General features: G+C 71.8%; 13 protein-coding genes. 2 read left to right on the forward strand and 11 right to left on the reverse strand.

The window, feature by feature from the left end:
• Positions 1–24: 24 nt before the first annotated feature.
• The 6 genes from AB0C96_RS20070 to AB0C96_RS20095 form a co-directional block, all read right to left on the reverse strand.
• On the reverse strand, positions 25–1,326 hold the full coding sequence (locus tag AB0C96_RS20070) for a site-2 protease family protein (protein WP_362919012.1): 1,302 nt from the start codon (positions 1,324–1,326) through the stop codon (positions 25–27).
• Positions 1,323–2,645, reverse strand: coding sequence for a 1-deoxy-D-xylulose-5-phosphate reductoisomerase (gene dxr, locus AB0C96_RS20075; protein WP_362919013.1), 1,323 nt, complete (start codon positions 2,643–2,645; stop codon positions 1,323–1,325). Before dxr ends, AB0C96_RS20070 begins: the two co-directional genes overlap by 4 nt.
• Before the next feature lie 131 nt (positions 2,646–2,776).
• Positions 2,777–4,732, reverse strand: coding sequence for an acyl-CoA dehydrogenase family protein (locus AB0C96_RS20080; RefSeq protein ID WP_362919014.1), 1,956 nt, complete (start codon positions 4,730–4,732; stop codon positions 2,777–2,779).
• Between the two features lie 606 nt (positions 4,733–5,338).
• Positions 5,339–6,799 (reverse strand): aldehyde dehydrogenase family protein, encoded by a 1,461-nt coding sequence (locus tag AB0C96_RS20085; RefSeq protein ID WP_362919015.1) that lies wholly within the window; start codon positions 6,797–6,799, stop codon positions 5,339–5,341.
• 331 nt (positions 6,800–7,130) lie between these two features.
• On the reverse strand, positions 7,131–8,792 hold the full coding sequence (locus AB0C96_RS20090; protein ID WP_362919067.1) for a PucR family transcriptional regulator: 1,662 nt from the start codon (positions 8,790–8,792) through the stop codon (positions 7,131–7,133).
• A gap of 198 nt (positions 8,793–8,990) precedes the next feature.
• Positions 8,991–11,198: an ATP-binding protein gene (locus tag AB0C96_RS20095; protein ID WP_362919016.1), complete on the reverse strand. Its 2,208-nt coding sequence runs from the start codon at positions 11,196–11,198 to the stop codon at positions 8,991–8,993.
• A 280-nt stretch (positions 11,199–11,478) separates the two neighbouring features.
• On the opposite strand from AB0C96_RS20095, the gene gabT reads away from it, so the two are divergent.
• Together gabT and AB0C96_RS20105 are read left to right on the forward strand one after the other, a co-directional pair.
• Positions 11,479–12,828, forward strand: a complete 1,350-nt coding sequence (gabT, locus tag AB0C96_RS20100) for a 4-aminobutyrate--2-oxoglutarate transaminase (RefSeq protein WP_362919017.1) — start codon at positions 11,479–11,481, stop codon at positions 12,826–12,828.
• 691 nt (positions 12,829–13,519) lie between these two features.
• Complete coding sequence (locus AB0C96_RS20105; protein WP_362919018.1) at positions 13,520–14,266, forward strand: phosphatase PAP2 family protein; 747 nt, start codon at positions 13,520–13,522, stop codon at positions 14,264–14,266.
• 21 nt (positions 14,267–14,287) lie between these two features.
• Here AB0C96_RS20105 and AB0C96_RS20110 read toward each other — a convergent pair whose 3' ends face one another.
• Genes AB0C96_RS20110 through AB0C96_RS20130 form a run of 5 tightly spaced genes read right to left on the reverse strand, consistent with a single transcriptional unit; the run spans position 14,288 to position 19,978 of the window.
• The gene (locus tag AB0C96_RS20110) at positions 14,288–15,703 is read right to left on the reverse strand and encodes an FAD-dependent oxidoreductase (RefSeq protein ID WP_362919068.1); all 1,416 of its coding nucleotides are present in this window, start codon (positions 15,701–15,703) and stop codon (positions 14,288–14,290) included.
• A gap of 29 nt (positions 15,704–15,732) precedes the next feature.
• A complete protein-coding gene (locus AB0C96_RS20115; protein ID WP_362919019.1) occupies positions 15,733–16,572 on the reverse strand; it encodes an ABC transporter permease in 840 nt (279 codons plus the stop codon).
• Positions 16,572–17,510: an ABC transporter permease gene (locus AB0C96_RS20120; RefSeq protein WP_362919020.1), complete on the reverse strand. Its 939-nt coding sequence runs from the start codon at positions 17,508–17,510 to the stop codon at positions 16,572–16,574. Before AB0C96_RS20120 ends, AB0C96_RS20115 begins: the two co-directional genes overlap by 1 nt.
• Positions 17,507–18,670 (reverse strand): ABC transporter ATP-binding protein, encoded by a 1,164-nt coding sequence (locus AB0C96_RS20125; RefSeq protein ID WP_362919021.1) that lies wholly within the window; start codon positions 18,668–18,670, stop codon positions 17,507–17,509. Before AB0C96_RS20125 ends, AB0C96_RS20120 begins: the two co-directional genes overlap by 4 nt.
• Positions 18,671–18,730: 60 nt before the next feature.
• Complete coding sequence (locus tag AB0C96_RS20130; RefSeq protein ID WP_362919022.1) at positions 18,731–19,978, reverse strand: spermidine/putrescine ABC transporter substrate-binding protein; 1,248 nt, start codon at positions 19,976–19,978, stop codon at positions 18,731–18,733.
• Between the last annotated feature and the right edge of the window lie 42 nt (positions 19,979–20,020).

The raw sequence follows: 20,020 nt of genomic DNA on the forward strand, positions 1-20,020 counted from the left end.
GTGTCCGGCCGTCGCCGTTCCGGATCAGGTCAGCTTCACCGGATTCACCACGTCGGCGACGAGGACCAGCAGCGTGAAGCAGATGAAGATCCCGGCGACGACGTACGCGACCGGCATCAGCTTGGCCACGTCGAAGGGGCCGGGGTCGGGCCGCCGGACGATCTTGGCGAAGGCCCGGCGGATCGACTCCCACACGGCGCCGGCGATGTGCCCGCCGTCGAGCGGGAGCAGCGGCAGCATGTTGAACAGGAACAACGAGAGGTTGAACCCGGCGACGAGGAAGAGCATGGTCGCCACCCGCTGCTCCGGCGGGATGTTCAGCGAGAAGACCTCGCCGCCGACCCGCGCCGCGCCGACCACGCCCATCGGGGAGTCCTGCTTGCGCTCGCCGCCGTTGAAGGCCGCGTTCCACAGGTCCGGGACCTTGGCGGGCAGGTTGACCAGCGAGGAGACGCCCTGCTCGACCATGTTGCCCATGCGGTCGACGGACTGGCCGAAGGACTGCTGGACGACGCCGCTGGCCGGGGTGAAGCCGAGGAATCCGGCGGTGACGTACTCGCCGGGGACGTAGCCGCCGTGCCCGTCGGTCTTGGCGACCTTGTTCTCGATGAGGTCGGCGTGCAGCGTCTTGCGGACGCCGTGCCGCTCGACGACCAGCGTCGCGGGGCCCGTGGTGTCGCGGATCTGCTGCTGGAGGGCGCCCCAGTCCGGGACGTCCTGCCCGTTGAACGAGACGATCTTGTCGCCGGCCCGCAGGCCCGCGGCCTTGGCCGGGGAGTCCTTGGCGCCGGACGGGCACTTGTCGGTCTTGGCGGCGGCCGAGATCACACAGTCCGAGACCGAGCCGACCTGGGTGGTCTGGGTGTTGATGCCGAAGCCCATCAGCACGCTCATGAAGATCACGACCGCCAGGATCAGGTTCATGAACGGTCCGGCGAACATCACGATGACGCGCTTCCAGGGCTTGCGGGTGTAGAAGAGCCGCTTCTCGTCGCCGGGCTGCAACTCCTCGAAGGCCGCCGAGCGGGCGTCCTCGATCATTCCGCGGAACGGCGAGGTGGAGCGGGCCTGTAGCTTCCCGTCGTCCCCGGGCGGGAACATCCCGATCATGCGGATGTAGCCACCGAGCGGGATCGCCTTGATGCCGTACTCGGTGTCGCCCTTCTTGCGGGAGAAGAGCGTCGGTCCGAAGCCCACCATGTACTGCGGCACGCGGATGCCGAACATCTTGGCCGTGGAGAGGTGGCCGAGTTCGTGCCAGGCGATGGAGAACAGCAGGCCGACGACGAAGACGACTATGCCGAGAATGGTCATCCAGGTCGTCATACGCGAGCCTCCGAAGGTGTCCGTGCCGCACGGGCGGCCAGTTCGCGGGCGCGGGCGCGCGCCCAGGTCTCCGCCTCCAGGACGTCCGCGACGGTCAGTGAAGTTCCCCGCGAGGGCGTTCCGCTCCGCTCCGCCCCGCCTTGGCTCTTCATTACTACCCCGGAAGCCAAGCCCTCGGCGACCACATCGGCGACGGTATCCACAATCCCTGTGAACGGCAGCCCGCCCTTGAGGAACGCCGCCACGCACTCCTCGTTCGCCGCGTTGAAGACGGCCGGTGCGGTGCCGCCCAGGTCACCGACGTGGCAGGCGAGCGGGACGGACGGGAAGGCGGACTCGTCGAGCGGGAAGAACTCCCAGGTCTGGGCCTTCGTCCAGTCCACGCCCGGTGCGGCGTCCGGGACCCGCTCGGGCCAGCCCAGGCCCAGCGCGATCGGCATCCGCATGTCGGGCGGGCTGGCCTGGGCGAGCGTGGAGCCGTCGGTGAACTCCACCATCGAGTGGATGTAGGACTGCGGATGGACGACGACCTCGATGCGGTCGAAGGGGACGTCGAAGAGCAGGTGCGCCTCGATGACCTCCAGGCCCTTGTTGACCAGGGTCGCGGAGTTGATGGTGACGACCGGGCCCATGGACCAGGTGGGGTGGGCCAGCGCCTGCTCGGGGGTGACCCCGGCCAGCTCGCGCTTGGTACGGCCGCGGAACGGGCCGCCGGAGGCGGTGACCACGAGCTTGCGGACCTCGGCGCGGTCGCCGCCGGCCAGCGCCTGGAAGAGCGCGGAGTGCTCGGAGTCGACGGGGACGATCTGGCCGGGCTTCGCGACGGCCTTGACCAGCGGTCCGCCGACGATCAACGACTCCTTGTTGGCCAGCGCCAGCACCCGGCCCGCCTTCAGGGCGGCCAGGGTCGGCGCCAGGCCGATGGAGCCGGTGATGCCGTTGAGGACGGTGCGACACTCCGACGGACCGGCGGCGGCCAGCTCGGTGGCCGCGTCCGGACCGGCGAGGATCTCCGGCAGCGGCTCACCGGCGCCGTACCGCTCGGCCAGCGCCGCGCGCAGCGCGGGCACCGCGTCCTCGCGCGCCACCGCGACGGCGGCCACCCGCAGCCGGTGCGCCTGCTCGGCGAGCAGCTCGGTCCGGCCGCCGGCCGCGGAGAGCGCGGTCACCTGGAAGCGGTCGGGGTTGCGCAGCACGATGTCGATGGCCTGGGTGCCGATCGACCCGGTCGAGCCGAGGATCACGATGCGGCGCGGGCCGTCGGGGTCGCCGGGGGCCGGCTCGAAGCGCAGGTGCGGATGGGCGAGGGAGTCCGTCATGAGGTCCATTGTGGCCGGTCGCCGGGGTGCGGTGGTCCCGAGGGGAGGTCTTCCGCGATGTCCGCGGCCGTGCGCGGGGCCCGCCCCGCGCATCTGTGCGGAACGGGCCCGGGCGTGCGGTCGTGGCGGGCTCAGCGGAGGGGGCGGCGGACGTTGTCCTTCCGGCTCGGGCCCGGGGAGGCGTCGGCGATCCAGGGGCCGTCGCCGCTGGGGTCGATGATGCCCTCCTCCAGCCAGGTGTAGCTGCCGCCGAGGACGCCGGAGACGACCTTGCGGTCGAGTTCGTCGGTGTTGGTCCACAGCCGGCCGAAGAGCTCCTCGACCCGGATCCTGGCCTGGCGGCAGAAGACGTCGGCCAGCTGCTGCGCCTCGCGGCCGTGGTCGCCGGTCTCGCGCAGGTACTCGGCCCGTACGCAGGCGGCGCTCATCGCGAAGAGTTCGGCGCCGATGTCGACGATCCGGCCGAGGAAGCCCTGCTTGGTCTCCATCCGGCCCTGCCAGCGGGACATCGCGTAGAAGGTGGAGCGGGCAAGCTTGCGGGAGGTCCGCTCGACGTACCTCAGATGCCCGGCGAGCATGCCGAACTCCTGGTAGGTGTGCGGGAGTTGGCCCGGTCCGGCGACCAGCTTGGGCAGCCACCGGGCGTAGAACCCGCCGGCTCTGGCCGCGGCCCGGCCCTTGTCGGCGAGGGTCTTGTCGGGGTCGATGAGGTCACCGGCGACGGACAGGTGCGCGTCCACCGCCTCCCGGGCGATCAGCAGGTGCATGATCTCGGTCGAACCCTCGAAGATCCGGTTGATCCGCATATCGCGCAGCATCTGCTCGGCCGGCACCGCGCGCTCGCCACGGGCGGCGAGCGACGGGGCGGTCTCGAAGCCGCGCCCGCCACGGATCTGGACGAGCTCGTCGGCCATCAGCCAGCCCATCTCGGAGCCGTAGAGCTTGGCGAGGGCGGCCTCGATGCGGATGTCGTTGCGGTTCTCGTCGGCCATCTGGGAGGAGAGGTCGACGACGGCCTCCAGGGCGAAGGTGGTCGCCGCGATGAAGGAGATCTTGGCGCCCACGGCCTCGTGCTTGGCGATCGGCCGGCCCCACTGTTCGCGGGCCGCGGACCACTCACGCGCGACCTTCAGACACCACTTGCCGGAGCCGACGCACATCGCGGGCAGCGAGAGCCGTCCGGTGTTGAGCGTGGTCAGGGCGATCTTCAGGCCGGCGCCCTCGGGGCCGATGCGGTTGGCGGCGGGAACCCGTACCTGGTGGAAGCGGGTGACGCCGTTCTCCAGGCCCCGCAGGCCCATGAAGGCGTTGCGGTTCTCGACCGTGATGCCGGGCGAGTCCGCCTCGACGACGAAGGCGGTGATGCCGCCCTTGTGGCCGGCGGAGGCGGGCACCCGCGCCATCACTACCAGCAGGTCGGCGACCACGCCGTTGGTGGTCCACAGCTTCACGCCGTCGAGCACGTACTCTCCCCCGTACTCGCCTTCGCTCGTACGGGAGGTGCCCCCACCCACCGGTACCGCCGTGGTCGCCAGCCGGGCCGGGTCCGAGCCGACGTCGGGCTCGGTGAGCAGGAACGCCGAGACGTCCGTACGGGCCAGCCGCGGCAGGAACGTCTCCTTCTGCTGCTGGGTGCCGAAGAGCTTCAGCGGCTGCGGTACACCGATCGACTGGTGCGCGGAGAGCAGCGCGCCGATGGCCGGACTGGCCGAGCCGACCAGGGACAGCGCCCGGTTGTAGTAGACCTGGGTGAGGCCGAGGCCGCCGTACTTCGGGTCGATCTTCATGCCGAGCGCACCGAGCTGCTTGAGCCCCTCGATGGTCTCGTCCGGGATCTGCCCCTCGCGCTCGATCCGGGCGCCGTCGATCTCCGTCTCACAGAATTTCCGCAGCGTGTCGAGGAACTTCTCCCCCCGGCGCACGTCGTCGACCGCCGGAGTGGGGTGCGGATGGATGAGGTCGAGCCGGAAGCGCCCCAGGAACAGTTCCTTGGCGAAGCTGGGCTTGCGCCAGTCCTGCTCGCGGGCCGCCTCGGCGACCTGGCGTGCTTCGCGCTCGGAAACGTTGCGGATGGATGGAGCGGTCATCAGGAGCTCACCTCGCCGCGGAATCGGGAGTTCTGCGCCGGCGGGCCGGACGGGCCGCTGGAACAGCGCTACTTGTGAGAGTTACCCGATCCGCGCGGGTTGCACCACTGGAGGTACCCGGAGGAGCAGGGCGAGGCGGTGCCTCTTGGCCATACGGGGCCGGGGCGGGGGCGCGGCCCGGACCGGCTCGATGGCATCGGCCCTTCGGGGGGTGCGGCATACCGCGCTGGTTGTACGGACGGGAGCGTCTCCTCCCTGAGGCACCGCCGCGACTCCACCTCGGACACGAGGCGCCGGGGGTGCGCGCACCGTACGGTCGAGATCCGGCGTAACGGGGGACGAGGGCCGGCGGAACGGGGGACGCGGCGCGCTCCGGAAACAGGGTGCCGGAGCGCGCCGCGTCAGGGGCCGGCACCGGGGGGTGCGCCGGCCACGGGTCCGGACGGTGATACGGCCCAAGGGACGGCCGTCGCTGTCCACCGGTCCGGACCGGGTCGGGGACGAGGTCGTCCGGGGCACCCGGCCGGGTCGGGTGAGGGTGTTACCCGGCCGGGTCGTCCCGGGGTGTGAGGGGCTCTCCCTACGGGGAGACGGAGGGGCGGTGGGTCACAGCGCCAGCCCGGTCAGGACCAGCACCCGCTCGTAGGTGTAGTCCTCCATCGCGAAGCGCACGCCCTCGCGGCCCACGCCGGACTGCTTGACACCGCCGTACGGCATCTGGTCGGCGCGGTAGGACGGCACGTCGCCGATCACCACGCCGCCGACCTCCAGCGCACGGTGGGCGCGGAAGGCGGTCCGGGTGTCGTGCGTGAACACGCCCGCCTGGAGGCCGAACTTGGAGTCGTTGACGGCTGCGAACGCCTCGTCCACCCCGTCGACCTTGGTGAGCGTGAGCACCGGGCCGAAGACCTCCTCGCAGGCGAGGGTGGCGTCGGCGGGCACGTTCTCCAGCACGGTCGGCGCGTACGAGGCGCCGTCGCGCTTGCCGCCGGCGAGCAGCTTGGCGCCGCGCTGCACGGCCTCGTCCACCCAGGTCTCGACGCGCTTGGCCGCGTCCTCGTTCACCAGCGGGCCGACCTCGGTGGTGTCGTCCGAGGGGTCGCCGGTGACCTGCGCCTCGACGGCCGCCACGATCTTCGGCACCAGCCGGTCGTACACGGAGGCGTCCGCGATGACCCGCTGTACGGAGATGCAGGACTGGCCGCCCTGGTAGTTGGAGAAGATGGCGATCCGCTGCGCCGCCCAGTCCAGGTCCGCCTCGGAGGACCAGTCGGGCAGCACGACGGCCGCGCCGTTGCCGCCCAGCTCCAGGGTGCAGTGCTTGCGCGGCACCGAGTCCAGGATCGCGTAGCCGACCTTCTCGGAGCCGGTGAAGGAGACGACCGGCAGCCGCTCGTCCTGGACCAGGGCGGGCATCCGGTCGTTGGGCACCGGGAGGATCGACCAGGAACCGGCCGGCAGGTCGGTCTCGGCGAGCAGCTCACCGATGATCAGGCCGGAGAGCGGGGTGGCCGGGGCCGGCTTGAGGATGATCGGGGCGCCGGCCGCGATGGCCGGGGCGACCTTGTGGGCGCAGAGGTTCAGCGGGAAGTTGAACGGTGCGATGCCCAGGACCGTGCCGCGCGGGAAGCGGCGGGTCAGCGCGAGCCGGCCGGCGCCGCCGGCGTCGGTGTCCAGGCGCTGCGCCTCGCCGCCGTTGAACCGGCGGGCCTCCTCGGCCGCGAAGCGGAACACCGAGACGGCGCGGCCGACCTCACCGCGCGCCCACTTGATGGGCTTGCCGTTCTCCGCGGAGATCAGCTGGGCGATCTCCTCCGTACGCTCCACCAGACGGCGCTGCACGTGGTCCAGGGCCGCGGCGCGCACATGCGCGGGGGTCGCGGCGAACTCCTCCTGGACCGCGACGGAGGCGGCGACGGCCTCCTCGACCTGGGCCTCGGTGGGCACGCTCACGGTGCCGACGAGACGGCCGTCCCAGGGGGAGGTGACGTCGAAAGTGGCGTCTCCGGTGGCCTTGCGGCCGGCGAGCCAGAAGGCGGTGGGGGCTGCATCAGTGTGGATCGGCACAGTGGAACCCGGCCCTTCAGAAGTGGTGGGTGGTGCGGATGGCTCAGGGAACGGCAGTGCGCTGGTGAACCTGCCTCCACGGTAGGGGTGCGGCGCCGCCATGGCGTTTGTCCGAAGCGGCGTAATCAGGGGGTGTGTCTCTCCGTCGTGGAGGGGCGGACCGAGGGGCGGACCATCGTGGAGGGGCGGACCGAAGGGCGGACCATCGTGGAGGGGCGGACCGAGGAGCGGACCTTCGTGAACGGGCGGACCGAGGGCGGACGCTTCCCGGTACGGGCCCCGGCCCACCGCGCGCCCGCACGGCTCCCGCCGCCACTCCCCCTTGAGCCGGTCAGTCCCCCCGGCCGGCCGACGTCGCCTTGAGCGCCAGCCACAGCTCCATCCGTACGTCCGCGTCGTCCAGCGACCGCCCCAGGATCTCCTCCACCCGCCGCATCCGGTAGCGCAGCGTATGACGGTGCACTCCCAGGTCGGCGGCGGCCGCGTCCCACTGCCCGTGCCGGGCGAGCCAGGCGCGCAGCGAGGCCACCAGATCCCCGCGACCGGTCGCGTCGTGCTCGCGCAGCGCCCGCAGCAGCCCGTCTGCGAAGGCCCGGACCGCGTCGTCGGCGAGCAGCGGCAGGACCGATCCCGCCGCCACGTCCTCGTGCTCGACCAGCGCACGCCCGCGCCGACGGGCCACCGACAGCGCCTGCTCGGCCTGCCGGTAGGCGTTCGCCGCGGCCATCGGCCCGGTGGGCGCGGACAGCCCGACCGCCACCCCCTGCCCGCCGGTCACCGCGTCGGCCCGCCCCGACCGGCCGCCCGGACGTGCCTGGGCGCTCGTCCGGGCCTCGATCTCGGCGGCGTACGCGGCACAGGCGTCCGCCGCCGCGCCGCCGTCCGCGACCAGCACGATCAGCCGACCGCCGTCCGGGACCGCGAGCACCGCCTCGCCGGTCCGCGCCGCGGCGGAGTCCATCGCGTCGGACAGCCCGTCCAACACCGCCGGAGCCGCCCGGCCCGCCCCCGGGGACGCACCGGACGCCGCGGCCTGTTCGTCCGCCACCGCCGGCTCGGCGACCACCACCCGGAACGGCGCGTCCAGCAGCCCCCCGTAGAGCCGCCCGGCCACCGCACGCGCATGGTCCGGCTCGCCCGCGAGCAACATCTTCAGCACCGCGGCGCCCAGTCGCTGCTCGGCGTCCTGCAACGCCCGGGACCGCTCGGTGGTCAGCGTGAGCAGGGCGACCGCGGAGTGCACGGCGTACCGCCCGGCCGTCCCGAGTGGCGCCCCGGTCCCCACCGCGAGCACCCCGCGGGCCCGTCGCCCGGTGCCGAGCGACTGCAACTCCACCCGGTCGTCGCCCTCCGCGTCGCTGACGACGGAACTGGCGGGTGCGGGCCGCTCCCGCAGCCGCGCCACGTCCTCGGCGAGCCGGGCCGCACGGCGCGCGGCCCACTCGGGGGCGGCCGCCACCACCGCCCCTGATGCGTCGTAGAGCGCCACCCAACCGTCCAGATGCGCCGCGAGCCGGGCCAGCAGCTCGGCTGGCCCCTCCGGGCTGAGCGCGGCCCGGGTCAGCTCCCGCTGCGCCTCGAAGCCGGCGGTCACCGCCCGGTACTGGTCCGCGGCCACCGCGGCCGAGACCGCCTTGCTGATCGCGATGAACGGCGTCCTGCGGGGCACCGCCAACAGCGGCAGCCCCTGCTCCCGCGCGGCCGCGACCAGCGCGTCCGGCACGTCCTCGTAGTTCACCCCGACCGCGAAGCCCAGCCCGACCACCCCGGCCTCCGCGACCCGCCGCACATACCTGCGGGCGGCCTCCGTGTCCTCCGCGTCCAGCTTGAGCGCGGTGATCAGCAGCAGCTCGCCGCCCTCCATGTACGGCACCGGATCGATCAGCTCGCTGGCGTGCGCCCAGCGCACCGGGACGTCCAGCCGCTCCTCGCCCGCGAGCACGGTCAGCTTGAGCGCGGTGTGGTTGACCAGGGAGGCGAGGGTGTGCGGCATACGACCTTCGATGACTTCGACGACGGTGATCGACGACCGCTCGACGACCACGGGTTTGCGCCGCCCCGTATGAACGGCCCGTGTCGATTCTGCCTCAACGGCCGAATCCCGGGGACCTCCCCGCAACGCGAATCCCGCCCACACGCCAGGAGCCCTCCGGCTGTGGTGTGGGGGCGGGAGCAGGGCTCGCTGGCCCCCTCAGGAGCGCAGGTCCACCAGGACCGGCGGCGCATGCTCGCCCGCCACCGACGTGACCGACAGCACCGCGTGTCCGGCCGGGACGGAGTTGGCCAGATCCGAGGCGGACCAGCGTTCACGTTCCACGGTGCGCACGGTCACGGCCTTGGCGGTGACCGCCTTCCCCGTGACCAGGTGGCGGAAGATGTGGAACGCCTTCATCGCGGCGCCCTCCGCGATGATCTGCCGGTCCGTCACATCCCGGGTCTCCACCCACTCCTTGCCCCAGATCTCGGCAAACCTCGCGCCGTCCCACGTCGTGACGCCCGCGAACGCCATCCGGCAGCCGACCGCGCCCAGCAGCGTGCCGCGCAGCGCGTCGGGAACGTCGTCCAGGGAGCGCAGGGTGAGCACCGCCCCGGCGTTCGCCGAGCGCAGTCGCTGCACTCCGCGCAGCGCCTCGGCGGTGATGGTGTGGGCGGCCTCGTCCAACACCAGGCAGGCGAAGAGCGAACGGTCGCTGCGGGCGACGGCACACTCGGTGAACTGGGCCAGGACCAGCCGGGCGAGGATCCGCGAGGCCTCTGCGTGGCCCCGTTCGGGAAGCTCGATCCGGACCCGCAGCGGATGGTCGAGGGCGCGCAGCGAGACCTGCCGGGTGCGTCCCGTCGGGTCGAAGAAGGCGGCGAAGGCCGGCCGGTCCAGCAGGGCGATGCGGTCGGCGAGGAGTACCGCGAGGTCGCCGGGGCGCTCCGACTGGCGGGCCCGGGCGTCCAGTTCGCGCAGCAGGGTGTGGCCTCCGGCGTCCTCCAGCGCGGCGCGCAGGGCGGAGATCGCCTCGGGGGCGCCGTCCAGCAGTTCGCGGAGCTCGGGCACGGTGGGGAAGCGTTCGTGGGCGGCACGGAACGGGCCGAGCAGCTGGGCCAGTGCGGTCGCGGCGCGCCGGCTGTCGCCGCCGGGCAGCTGCGCGGCGAGGTCGCCCACCAGCGCCTCGGCGAGGATGCCGGCCGCCTCGTCGGGGTCGGTGGTGCCGCCGTAAAGGTCGAGGTCGCACTCCGGGTCGGGGCGGCCGACCCGGACGACCACGTCGAACGCATCGTCCGGCCCCAGGTCGGAGCCGGCCGGGCCCACAGCGATCACGGCGCACTGCCCGGCCAGCGCCTGAAGGCACATCGACTCCACGACCGGCTTGACGACCCGGGTCGTCTTACCGCTACCGGCGGGCCCGACGGCCAGCAGCGAGGTGCCCAGGACGCCGGGTTCCAGGGCGCAGCCGACGCCGCGGTGCTGGTACGGGTTGCGGGGGTGGTTGGCGGCGGTGCCGATGCGGACCTGGTGGGCGAGCAGGTCGTGGTGGGCGGACCTGCGCGGCAGATCCCGCAGGCCCGAGGGGTGCGCACAGGCCGCCGCGCCGTGCCGGAGCACGGTGTCGGTGAAGGTGGCGAGCGAGTTCTTGCCGGACCGCACCGAGCGCCAGGCGCGCTCGATCCTCGCCACGTCCACATCGTTCATCCGGCCCGCGCGGGCCTCGGCGGTGAGCTTGTCGGCTGCGTCCGGGGCACCGTGGGCCCGCAGTTCGGGCCATTGCGCCGGGTCGGTGGCAGGCTCGGTCTTCGGAGTGGGGTTGGGGTCGCGCAGGCGGCGGACAACGGGGCCCAGGACGCGCCGGACGAGTTCGGGCCAGCGGCCGATGCGGCCGAAGACGATCGCGATTCCCAGGATCCACAGGCCGCTGTAGACGCGGGTAACAACCGCGTAGACGACCCTGTCGCTGGGCGTTGCACCGATTACCCAGGCATGCGGGACGATGGCTTCAAGGGGCCAGATCCAGTACGTGCCGAGATACCCGTTCCACAACAACGACCACAGCAGCCACCCACACAGGAACGAGATCACCGCGCCCGCGATCAGCTGCCGACCGGGAATGCGGTCGGGTTCCTGCTCAGGACGGGGCTTGTGCCCATACGTCCACACCCCCGGCGCCGCCGCCGGTCGCGGCGTGCGCAACCACCGCACCACCGCCGGCTCGGGTGCGGCGCCGCTGCCGGGCGGTGCCGCGGGCAGGGCCGGCATGGCGGGCGGAGTGCTGGGCGGGGGCGGGGTGCGCGGCGCGGCGGCCGGGGGGACGGGTGGGGCCGCGGGGCGCGGCACGGTGGGTTCGGATCGGTGCGCTCCGCCGGACGGCTGGGGAGCGGTGTGCTGTGCGTCGTGCGTGCCCTCGGTGTCCATCCGGTGCCCCTTGTCCCCCTTGAGCCGTGGCCTGTGCTGTTGTTGGGCGGCGGCCGGGTCGGCCGGCCGGGCGCCTCGGCCATTGTCATGCCCGCGCTCGCGCCCGCCGGTGCCGGGCGCGCCGTCGCTCAATCTACTGGCCGTGGACCGTCGCTATGTCCGGTGCGGACAACGCAACACGCGCACTTCTCCCGAACGGAACATGCCAGACCCGCCCGCCCGCCCCTAACCTGCGAGAAAAGACCTCTGTACGTCCTCGTTCCACCCCCAGGAGACTGCCATGACCGAACTGTCCGGAGGCCCCGGCCTCCCCCAGGAGCGTCGCGTCGTCACCGCGATCCCCGGCCCGAAGTCGCAGGAGCTGTGGGCCCGTAAGCAGGCCACGGTGGCCGCGGGTGTCGGCGCCGTGCTGCCCGTCTTCGTCAAGCGCGCGGGCGGCGGCGTCCTGGAGGACGTGGACGGCAACTCCCTGATCGACTTCGGCTCCGGCATCGCCGTGACCTCGGTCGGCAACAGCGCGGAGGCGGTCGTCCGCCGGGCCGCCGCACAGCTCGCCGACTTCACCCACACCTGTGCGATGGTGACCCCGTACGAGCCGTACGTCGAGGTCTGTGAGCAGCTCGCCGAGCTGACGCCGGGCGACCACGCGAAGAAGTCGGCGCTGTTCAACTCGGGCGCGGAGGCGGTGGAGAACGCCGTCAAGATCGCGCGTGCGTACACCAAGCGCCAGGCGGTCGTCGTGTTCGACCACGGCTACCACGGCCGGACGAACCTGACGATGGCGCTCACCGCCAAGAACATGCCGTACAAGCACGGCTTCGGCCCGTTCGCGCCCGAGGTCTACCGCGTACCGCTGGCCTACCCCTTCCGCTGGCTGACCGGCCCGGAGAACTGCGCGCAGGAGGCCGCCGAGCAGGCCATCACGCAGATCACCAAGCAGATCGGCGCGGAGAACGTCGCCGCGATCATCATCGAGCCGCTGCTCGGTGAGGGCGGCTTCATCGAGCCGGCCAAGGGCTTCCTGCCCGCCATCGCGAACTTCGCGAAGGAGAACGGGATCGTCTTCGTCGCGGACGAGATCCAGTCGGGCTTCTGCCGTACGGGTCAGTGGTTCGCGTGCGAGGACGAGGGGATCGTGCCCGACCTGATCACCACGGCCAAGGGCATCGCCGGTGGTCTGCCGCTGGCGGCCGTCACCGGCCGCGCGGAGATCATGGACGCGGCACACGCCGGCGGTCTGGGCGGCACCTACGGTGGCAATCCGGTGGCCTGCGCCGCGGCGCTCGGCTCCATCGAGACCATGCGCGAACAGGACCTCAACGCCAAGGCGCTACGGATCGGCGAGGTCATGAAGGCCCGCCTGAACGCGATCGCCGAGAAGTACGACATCGTCGGCGAGGTCCGCGGCCGCGGCGCGATGATCGCGATCGAGCTGGTCAAGTCCGGCTCGAAGGAGCCGAACCCGGAGGCCACCGGTGCCCTGGCGAAGGCCTGCCACCAGGAGGGCCTGCTGGTGCTGACCACCGGCACGTTCGGCAATGTGCTGCGCTTCCTGCCGCCGCTGGTCATCGGTGAGGACCTGCTCAACGAGGGTCTGGACATCCTCGAGGCGGCGTTCGCCAAGATCTGAGCGGCGTTCGACGGATTCGTTCGACGGATGCGAGGCTGCTGAGAGATCCGCAGCGACCGGATCCGCAGCGAAGAGATTCGTAGGGCCCGGGGTGACGGCTACGGCCGTGGCCCCGGGCCTCGCTCGTGTGTCGGGGGAAGGGGGAGGGGGAGGGGAAGGGGGAGGCGGCCGACGAGCGCGGCGTCCGGGCTGTTCATGACGCCTTCATGGGCTGGCCAGGAGCGGAATCACGGACCGGACCTGAGCGGATTCACGGGCCGTCACGGAGCCGATTCATGGACCGTCCCGGAGTGGACATATGCAGGTGGAGGCGTGGCGTGAAGAAGATGTGCGGGGGCAATGGCGGCCGGGTGATGCGGCTGTCGGGTGCGCTCCCGGTGCCGTACGGTTTCTGCAGATGAGAGAAACACCCCGCTCGCAGGGGACTGCGGGCGACGCCTGGTCGGCGCTTCCCCGGCTCCGATCCGGCCGTGCCCTCGCGCACAACACCGGGACCCCTGGCAGGGGCTCCGGGAATCCTCACCGATCGGATGTCCGCCCGCCCCATACCCCCCGGGGCGCGCGGGACACCGGTCACTACGGCCGCCTCGGAACCACCCCCCCTGTTCCGAGGCGGCCGGCCCTTTTCCGGGGCTCGTCCGACGGGCCCGAGGGGGACGGGCGCGGGCCACTGCGCCGGCCGCTGCTGTGGGTGGCGGTCTGTTGTGGACTGCTCTTCGCGGTGCTCACCTGGCAGATCGCGGTGCACGGGCCGCTGCGCGCGCTCGACGAACAGCTCGGCCGGGCCGTCGCGGCCGGCGGAATCCCGTCCTCCGCGGCCGAGTTCCTCGCCGATCTCGGCAATACGGTCGTCGCGCTCCCGGTGCTGGTGGCGGCGATGGCCTGGGCCGGGGGGCGAGGGTGGCGGGAGTGGCGGGAGTGGCGTCGGAGGCTCCAGAACCAGGAGAGGCCGGACGACGGAACGGACCGCGGACCGGACGACGGAACGGACGACGGAACGGACCGCGGACCGGAAGGCGGGCCCGGTGCGCGCTGGTGGCTGCCGCCGCTGGCCGCCGGGCTCGCGCTGGCCGCGGTGCCCGCGCTGGTCGTGCCGCTGAAGCTGTGGCTCGCCCGGCCGGGCCCGCCGCAGATGGCGGGCGGTGTGCACGACGGCTTCTACCCGTCGGGGCACGGCGCCACGGCGGCGGTCGGGTACGGCGTGGTGGCGCTGTTGCTGGTCCGGGGGCGGCGTCGGGCGGGCCGCCGGGTGGTGTGGCTGGGCGTCGGCGGTGTGGTGCTGGGCAACGTCGGTGTCGGCCTGGGGCTGGTCCGGCGCGGCTACCACTGGCCGCTGGACGTGCTCGGCAGTTGGTGCCTGGCGGGGGTGCTGCTCGTGGTGTGGTGCGCGGTGTGCGACCGGTGGGGGCCGGGGCGCGGGCGCCGGGGCCCCCACTGATCGTCCGCCAGTTGCCGTCGGTCAGCTGTCGAAACCCAGCCCCAGCTTGTCCATCGCCTTCAGCCACAGGTTGCGGCGGCCGGCGTGGGTGTCGGCGCGGGTCATCGACCACTGCGTGATGCCGATGCCGGCCCAGCGCAGCGGTTCGGGCGGGAAGGGGAGCGGCTTGCTGCGCACCATCTCCAGCTCCGTGCGCTCGGTGCGTTCACCGGAGAGCAGGTCGAGCATCACCTCGGCACCGAAGCGGGTGGCGCCCACGCCGAGGCCGGTGTAGCCGGCGGCGTAGGCGACCCGGCCGGCGTGCGCGGTGCCGAAGAAGGCCGAGAAGCGGGAGCAGGTGTCGATGGCGCCGCCCCAGGCGTGGGTGAAGCGCAGGCCTTCCAGCTGCGGGAAGCAGCGGAAGAAGTGCCGGGCGAGCTTCTCGTAGGTGGCCGGGTGCTGGTCGTACTCGGCCCGTACGCCGCCGCCGTAGCGGTAGACGATGTCGTAACCGCCCCACAGGATGCGGTTGTCGGCAGTGATGCGGAAGTAGTGGAAGTGGTTGTTGCTGTCGGAGAGGCCCTGACGGTTCTTCCAGCCGAGGGCGGCGAGCTGCTCGTCGGAGAGCGGCTCGGTCATCAGGGCGTGGTCGTAGACCGGGACGACGTAGGGGCGGACCCGGCGGACCAGCGAGGGGAAGGCGTTGGTGCCGAGGGCGACATGGCGGGCGAAGACCCGGCCGTAGGGGGTGCGGACGGCCATGCCCAGGCCCTCGCCGGTCAGGGCGGTGGCGCGGGTGCGCTCGTAGATGCGGACGCCGAGGGCGAGACAGGCCTGCTTCAGCCCCCAGGCGAGGCGGGCCGGGTTGAGCATGGCGACGCCGTCGCGGTCCCAGAGACCGGCACGGAAGGTCGGTGAGTCGACCTCGGCGCGCAGTTCGTCCTGGTCGAGGAAGGTGTGCCGGTCCAGGCCGAGCCGTGCGGCGTCCTCGGCGGCCTCCTTGAGTTCGGCGATCTGGTGGGGCTCGGTGGCGATGTCGATCTCGCCGGTGCGCTCGAAGGCGCAGTCGATGCCGTAGCGGCCGACCGCGTCCTCGATGGCGTCGAGGTTGCGGAGGCCGAGCTCTTCGAGCTTGGCGAGTTCGTCGGGCCAACGGGCCAGGCCGTTGCCGAGGCCGTGGGTGAGGGAGGCGGCGCAGAATCCGCCGTTGCGCCCGGAGGCGGCCCAGCCGACCTCGGCGCCCTCGATGAGGACGACGTCGCGCTGGGGGTCGCGCTCCTTGGCGATCAGCGCGGTCCACAGTCCGGAGTAGCCGCCGCCGACGACCAGCAGATCGCAGGTCTCGTCGCCGACGAGGGCGGGCCGGGCGTCGGGCCGGGCTGGGTCGTCCAGCCAGAAGGGGGTGGGGGCGGCGTCCGCGAGCGCGTGGACGGGAGACTTCTCGGACAGGTGCGACATGGCAGCTCGTGCCATGGTTCTCAGCTCCTCTAGCTCCGCTTACGTCGGCTCCCGGCCAGTTGGCCGGCGAGTACGCACAACACGGCGACCAGGAACATCGCCGTACCGATGACATTGATCTGAACGGGTGTGCCCCGCTGCGCCGATCCCCAGACGAACATGGGGAAGGTCACGGTGGAGCCGGCATTGAAGTTGGTGATGATGAAGTCGTCGAAGGAGAGGGCGAAGGACAGCAGTGCGCCGGCGGCGATGCCGGGCGCGGCGATCGGCAGCGTCACCCGCAGGAACGTCTGCACCGGTGTGGCGTAGAGGTCCTGGGCGGCCTGCTCCAACCGCGGGTCCATGCTCATCACCCGCGCCTTGACGGCTGTGACGACGAAGCTCAGGCAGAACATGATGTGCGCGATGAGGATCGTCCAGAAGCCGAACTGGATGCCCATGTTGAGGAAGAGGGTGGCCAGCGAGGCGGCCATGACGACCTCGGGCATCGCCATCGGCAGGAAGATCAGGGTGTTGACGCCGGCGCGGGCGCGGAAGCGGTAGCGGGCCAGCGCGAAGGCGATCATGGTGCCGAGGGTGGTCGCGCCGACGGTCGCCCAGACCGCGATCTGTAGGCTCAGGCCCAGCGAGCCGCACAGGTCGGCGACGCCGCACGGGTCGGTCCAGGCGTCCGTGGAGAAGCGCTGCCACTGGTAGTTGAAGCGCCCGTTGGGCTTGTTGAACGAGAAGACCATCACGATGACGTTGGGCAGGACCAGGTAGGCCAGGGTGGCCAGGCCCGCGAGCGTCACGATGTTGCTCCGCAGCCAGCGCATCCCCCTGTTGGGGGTGCGGGCGGCGGTGGTCGCCGTGGTCTTTGTTGCCGCCATCAGACCAGATCCTCCGTCCCGGACTTGCGGATGTAGATCGTGACCATGGTGAGGATGGCCGCCATGAGGATGAAGGAGAGCGCGGCGGCGGTCGGGTAGTCCAGGACCCGCAGGAACTGCGACTGGATGACGTTGCCGATCATCTTCTGGTCGGTGGAGCCCAGCAGTTCGGCGTTGATGTAGTCACCGGCGGCCGGGATGAAGGTGAGCAGGGTGCCGGCGACGACGCCGGGCATGGACAGCGGGAAGGTCACCCGGCGGAAGGTGGTGGCCGGGCGGGCGTAGAGGTCGCCGGCCGCCTCGTGCAGCCGCGGGTCGATGCGCTCCAGCGAGGTGTACAGCGGTAGCACCATGAACGGCAGGAAGTTGTAGGTCAGTCCGCAGACCACCGCGAGCGGGGTGGCCAGCACCCGGTGTCCTTCGGTGATGCCGAGCGCGCTGGTGACGTCCAGGACGTGCAGCGTGTTCAGTGCGCCCACGACCGGCCCGCCGTCGGCGAGGATCGTCTTCCAGGCCAGCGTGCGGATCAGGAAGCTGGTGAAGAACGGGGCGATGACCAGGATCATCACCACGTTGCGCCAGCGGCCGGCCTTGAAGGCGATGAGGTAGGCCAGCGGGTAGCCCAGGAGCAGGCAGAGGGCGGTGGCGACGGCGGCGTAGCCCACCGAGCGGACGAACTGCGGCCAGTACTCGCCGAGCGCGTCCCAGTAGGTGGCGAAGTGCCAGGTGACCTTGAAGCCCTCTTCGAGGGAGCCGGTCTGGATCGAGGTCGACGCCTGGTAGACCAGCGGCGCGGCGAAGAAGACGATCAGCCACAGGATGCCGGGGAGCAGCAGCCAGTAGGGGACGAGCCGTTTGCGGACGGGGGGCTTGCGCACCTCCAGGGGCGCGGCCCCGTCCTGCTCGTCCGGTGGTGCGGGCGTCACGGTGGTGGTCACGCGGCCTCCTCGTCAAGGTCCGCGCCGGCCTGGATGTCCTGGGCGGCGTCCAGTCCGAAGGTGTGCGCCGGGCTCCAGTGCAGTACGACGTCCGCGCCGGGGACGAGGCGGCCGTCGCGCTGGATGTTCTGTTCGTAGACGGCGAGTTCGCCCAGGCCCGGCACGTCGACGACGTACTGGGTGGAGACGCCGATGAAGCTGGCGTCCTTGATGCGTCCGGGCAGCCGGTTGTGGCTCTCGCTCACGGAGCCGGTGTCGTCGGTGTGCGCCAGGGCGACCTTCTCGGGTCGTACGCCGGCCAGCACCTTCTCCCCGGTGCGGGCCGAGGCGCTACATCGGGCGGCGGGCAGCCGCAGCGTGTGGTCCGCCGCCTTGAGGACCAGCTCCTCGCCGCCGGCCTCGACGACCGTGGCCTCGATGAGGTTCGAGGTGCCCAGGAAGTTGGCGACGAAGGTGGTGGCGGGGTTCTCGTAGAGGTCGGCGGGGGCGCCGAGCTGTTCGACCCGGCCGCCGTTCATCACGGCCACGGTGTCGGCCATGGTCATGGCCTCCTCCTGGTCGTGGGTGACGTGGACGAAGGTGATGCCGACCTCGGTCTGGATGCGCTTGAGCTCCAGCTGCATCTGGCGGCGCAGCTTGAGGTCGAGGGCGCCGAGCGGCTCGTCGAGCAGCAGCACCTGCGGGTGGTTGATCAGCGCGCGGGCGACCGCGACGCGCTGCTGCTGGCCGCCGGAGAGCTGCTGCGGCTTGCGGCGCGCCAACGGCCCGAGCTGGACGAGGTCGAGCATCTCCTCGACCTGCTTCTTGACGGACTTGATGCCGCGGCGGCGCAGTCCGAAGGCGACGTTCTCGTAGATGTCCAGGTGCGGGAAGAGCGCGTAGTTCTGGAAGACGGTGTTGACCGGCCGCTTGTAGGGCGGCAGGGCGGTGACGTCCCGGCCGGCCAGTTCGACGGTCCCGGTGGTGGGGTCCTCCAGGCCGGCGATCATCCGCAGGGTGGTGGTCTTGCCGCAGCCCGAGGCGCCCAGCAGCGCGAAGAAGGAGCCCGCGGGGACGGTCAGGTCGAGGGGGTGCACGGCGGTGAAGGAGCCGTAGGTCTTGCTTATCCCCTGGAGGCGGACGTCGCCGCCGCTGCTCTGGGGGGTCTCGGTCTTGGTCATGTCGGTCGTCCCGGGGGTCGGAGGGCGAAACGGCTCGGGCGGGCCTGAGGTGGGGGCGGCTCAGGCACCGGTGAGGGTGGCGAACTTCTGGCTGAAGTCCTTGTTCTCCTTGGCGGTCAGCGCGCGGAAGGAGTGCGACTTCGCGGCCATCTCCTTGTCCGGCAGGATCAGCGGGTTGGCGGCCGCCGCCTTGTCGATCTTGGCAAGCTCCTCGCGCACACCGTCGACGGGGCAGACGTAGTTGATGTACGCGGCGAGCCGGGCCGCCACCTTCGGCTCGTAGAAGTAGTCGATGAGCCGTTCGGCGTTCTGCTTGTGCCGGGCCTTGTTCGGCACCATGAGGTTGTCGGTGGACGTCATGTAGCCGGTCTTGGGCACGGCGTAGGCGATGTCCGGGTTGTCGTTCTGGAGCTGGACGATGTCGCCCGCCCAGGCCACACAGGCCGCGAGGTCGCCCTTGTCCAGGTCGGTGGTGTAGTCGTTGCCGGTGAAGCGGCGGATCTGCTTGGAGTCGACGCCCTTCTGGAGCCGGGCGATGGCCGCGTCGAAGTCGTCCGCGGTGACGTCCTCGGGCCGCTTCCCCATGTCCAGGAGGGTCAGGCCTATCGAGTCCCGCATCTCGGAGAGGAAGCCCACCCGGCCCTTGAGCTGCGGGTCCTCCAGCAGCTGGCTGACCGAGTCGACCTTCTTCCCGCCGGTGGCCTTCTTGTTGTACGCGATGATCGCGGGGATGCCCTGCCAGACGTAGGAGTGCGCCCGGCCCGGGTCCCACGCGGGGTCGCGGAACTGCGACGAGAGGTTGGCGTAGGCGTGCGGCAGGTTGGCCGGGTCCAGCTCCTGGATCCAGCCGAGCGAGATCATCCGCGCGCACATCCAGTCGGTGAGCACGATCAGATCGCGTCCGGTGTCCTGCCCGGCCGCCAGCTGCGCCTGGATCTTGCCGAAGAACTCGTCGTTGTCGTTGATGTCCTCGGTGTACTTGACGGCGATGCCGGTGCGCCGGGCGAAGGCGTCCAGGGTGGGGTGGTGCTTGCCGTCGTCGCTGAGGTCCATGTACTCGGTCCAGTTGGAGAAGTTGATGCGCTTCTCCGCCGCCGAGTGGTCGGTGGTCCGGGCGGCGTCCGTACGGCCCGCGGGCGGGATGCCGCAGGCGGCCAGGGCCCCCAGCCCGCCGACCGTGGCCGCCATGGCACCGCTCGCCCGCAGCAGGGAGCGGCGGGTCATGGCCAGTCGGCCGTTGGTCGCGCTCCGGCGCATGGCGGTGAGTTCGGCCTGTGACAGGGGTTCGGGCTGCTCGTGATGCTCCATGCGCAGTGCCCTTTCAGGGGTGAGCCCGGCGCTCGGCCGGTG

This window comes from Streptomyces sp. NPDC048506 (assembly GCF_040651315.1).
In the GTDB taxonomy this organism is placed as follows: Bacteria; Actinomycetota; Actinomycetes; order Streptomycetales; family Streptomycetaceae; genus Streptomyces.

Excerpts from the sequence above, each read along its gene's own strand:
- AB0C96_RS20090 (WP_362919067.1), bottom strand. The coding sequence starts at position 8,792 with ATGCCGCACACCCTCGCCTCCCTGGTCAACCACACCGCGCTCAAGCTG.
- AB0C96_RS20095 (WP_362919016.1), bottom strand. The coding sequence starts at position 11,198 with ATGGACACCGAGGGCACGCACGACGCACAGCACACCGCTCCCCAGCCG.
- gabT (WP_362919017.1), top strand. The coding sequence starts at position 11,479 with ATGACCGAACTGTCCGGAGGCCCCGGCCTCCCCCAGGAGCGTCGCGTC.
- AB0C96_RS20080 (WP_362919014.1), bottom strand. The coding sequence starts at position 4,732 with ATGACCGCTCCATCCATCCGCAACGTTTCCGAGCGCGAAGCACGCCAG.
- AB0C96_RS20130 (WP_362919022.1), bottom strand. The coding sequence starts at position 19,978 with ATGGAGCATCACGAGCAGCCCGAACCCCTGTCACAGGCCGAACTCACC.
- AB0C96_RS20115 (WP_362919019.1), bottom strand. The coding sequence starts at position 16,572 with ATGGCGGCAACAAAGACCACGGCGACCACCGCCGCCCGCACCCCCAAC.
- AB0C96_RS20110 (WP_362919068.1), bottom strand. The coding sequence starts at position 15,703 with ATGTCGCACCTGTCCGAGAAGTCTCCCGTCCACGCGCTCGCGGACGCC.
- AB0C96_RS20125 (WP_362919021.1), bottom strand. The coding sequence starts at position 18,670 with ATGACCAAGACCGAGACCCCCCAGAGCAGCGGCGGCGACGTCCGCCTC.
- dxr (WP_362919013.1), bottom strand. The coding sequence starts at position 2,645 with ATGACGGACTCCCTCGCCCATCCGCACCTGCGCTTCGAGCCGGCCCCC.
- AB0C96_RS20070 (WP_362919012.1), bottom strand. The coding sequence starts at position 1,326 with ATGACGACCTGGATGACCATTCTCGGCATAGTCGTCTTCGTCGTCGGC.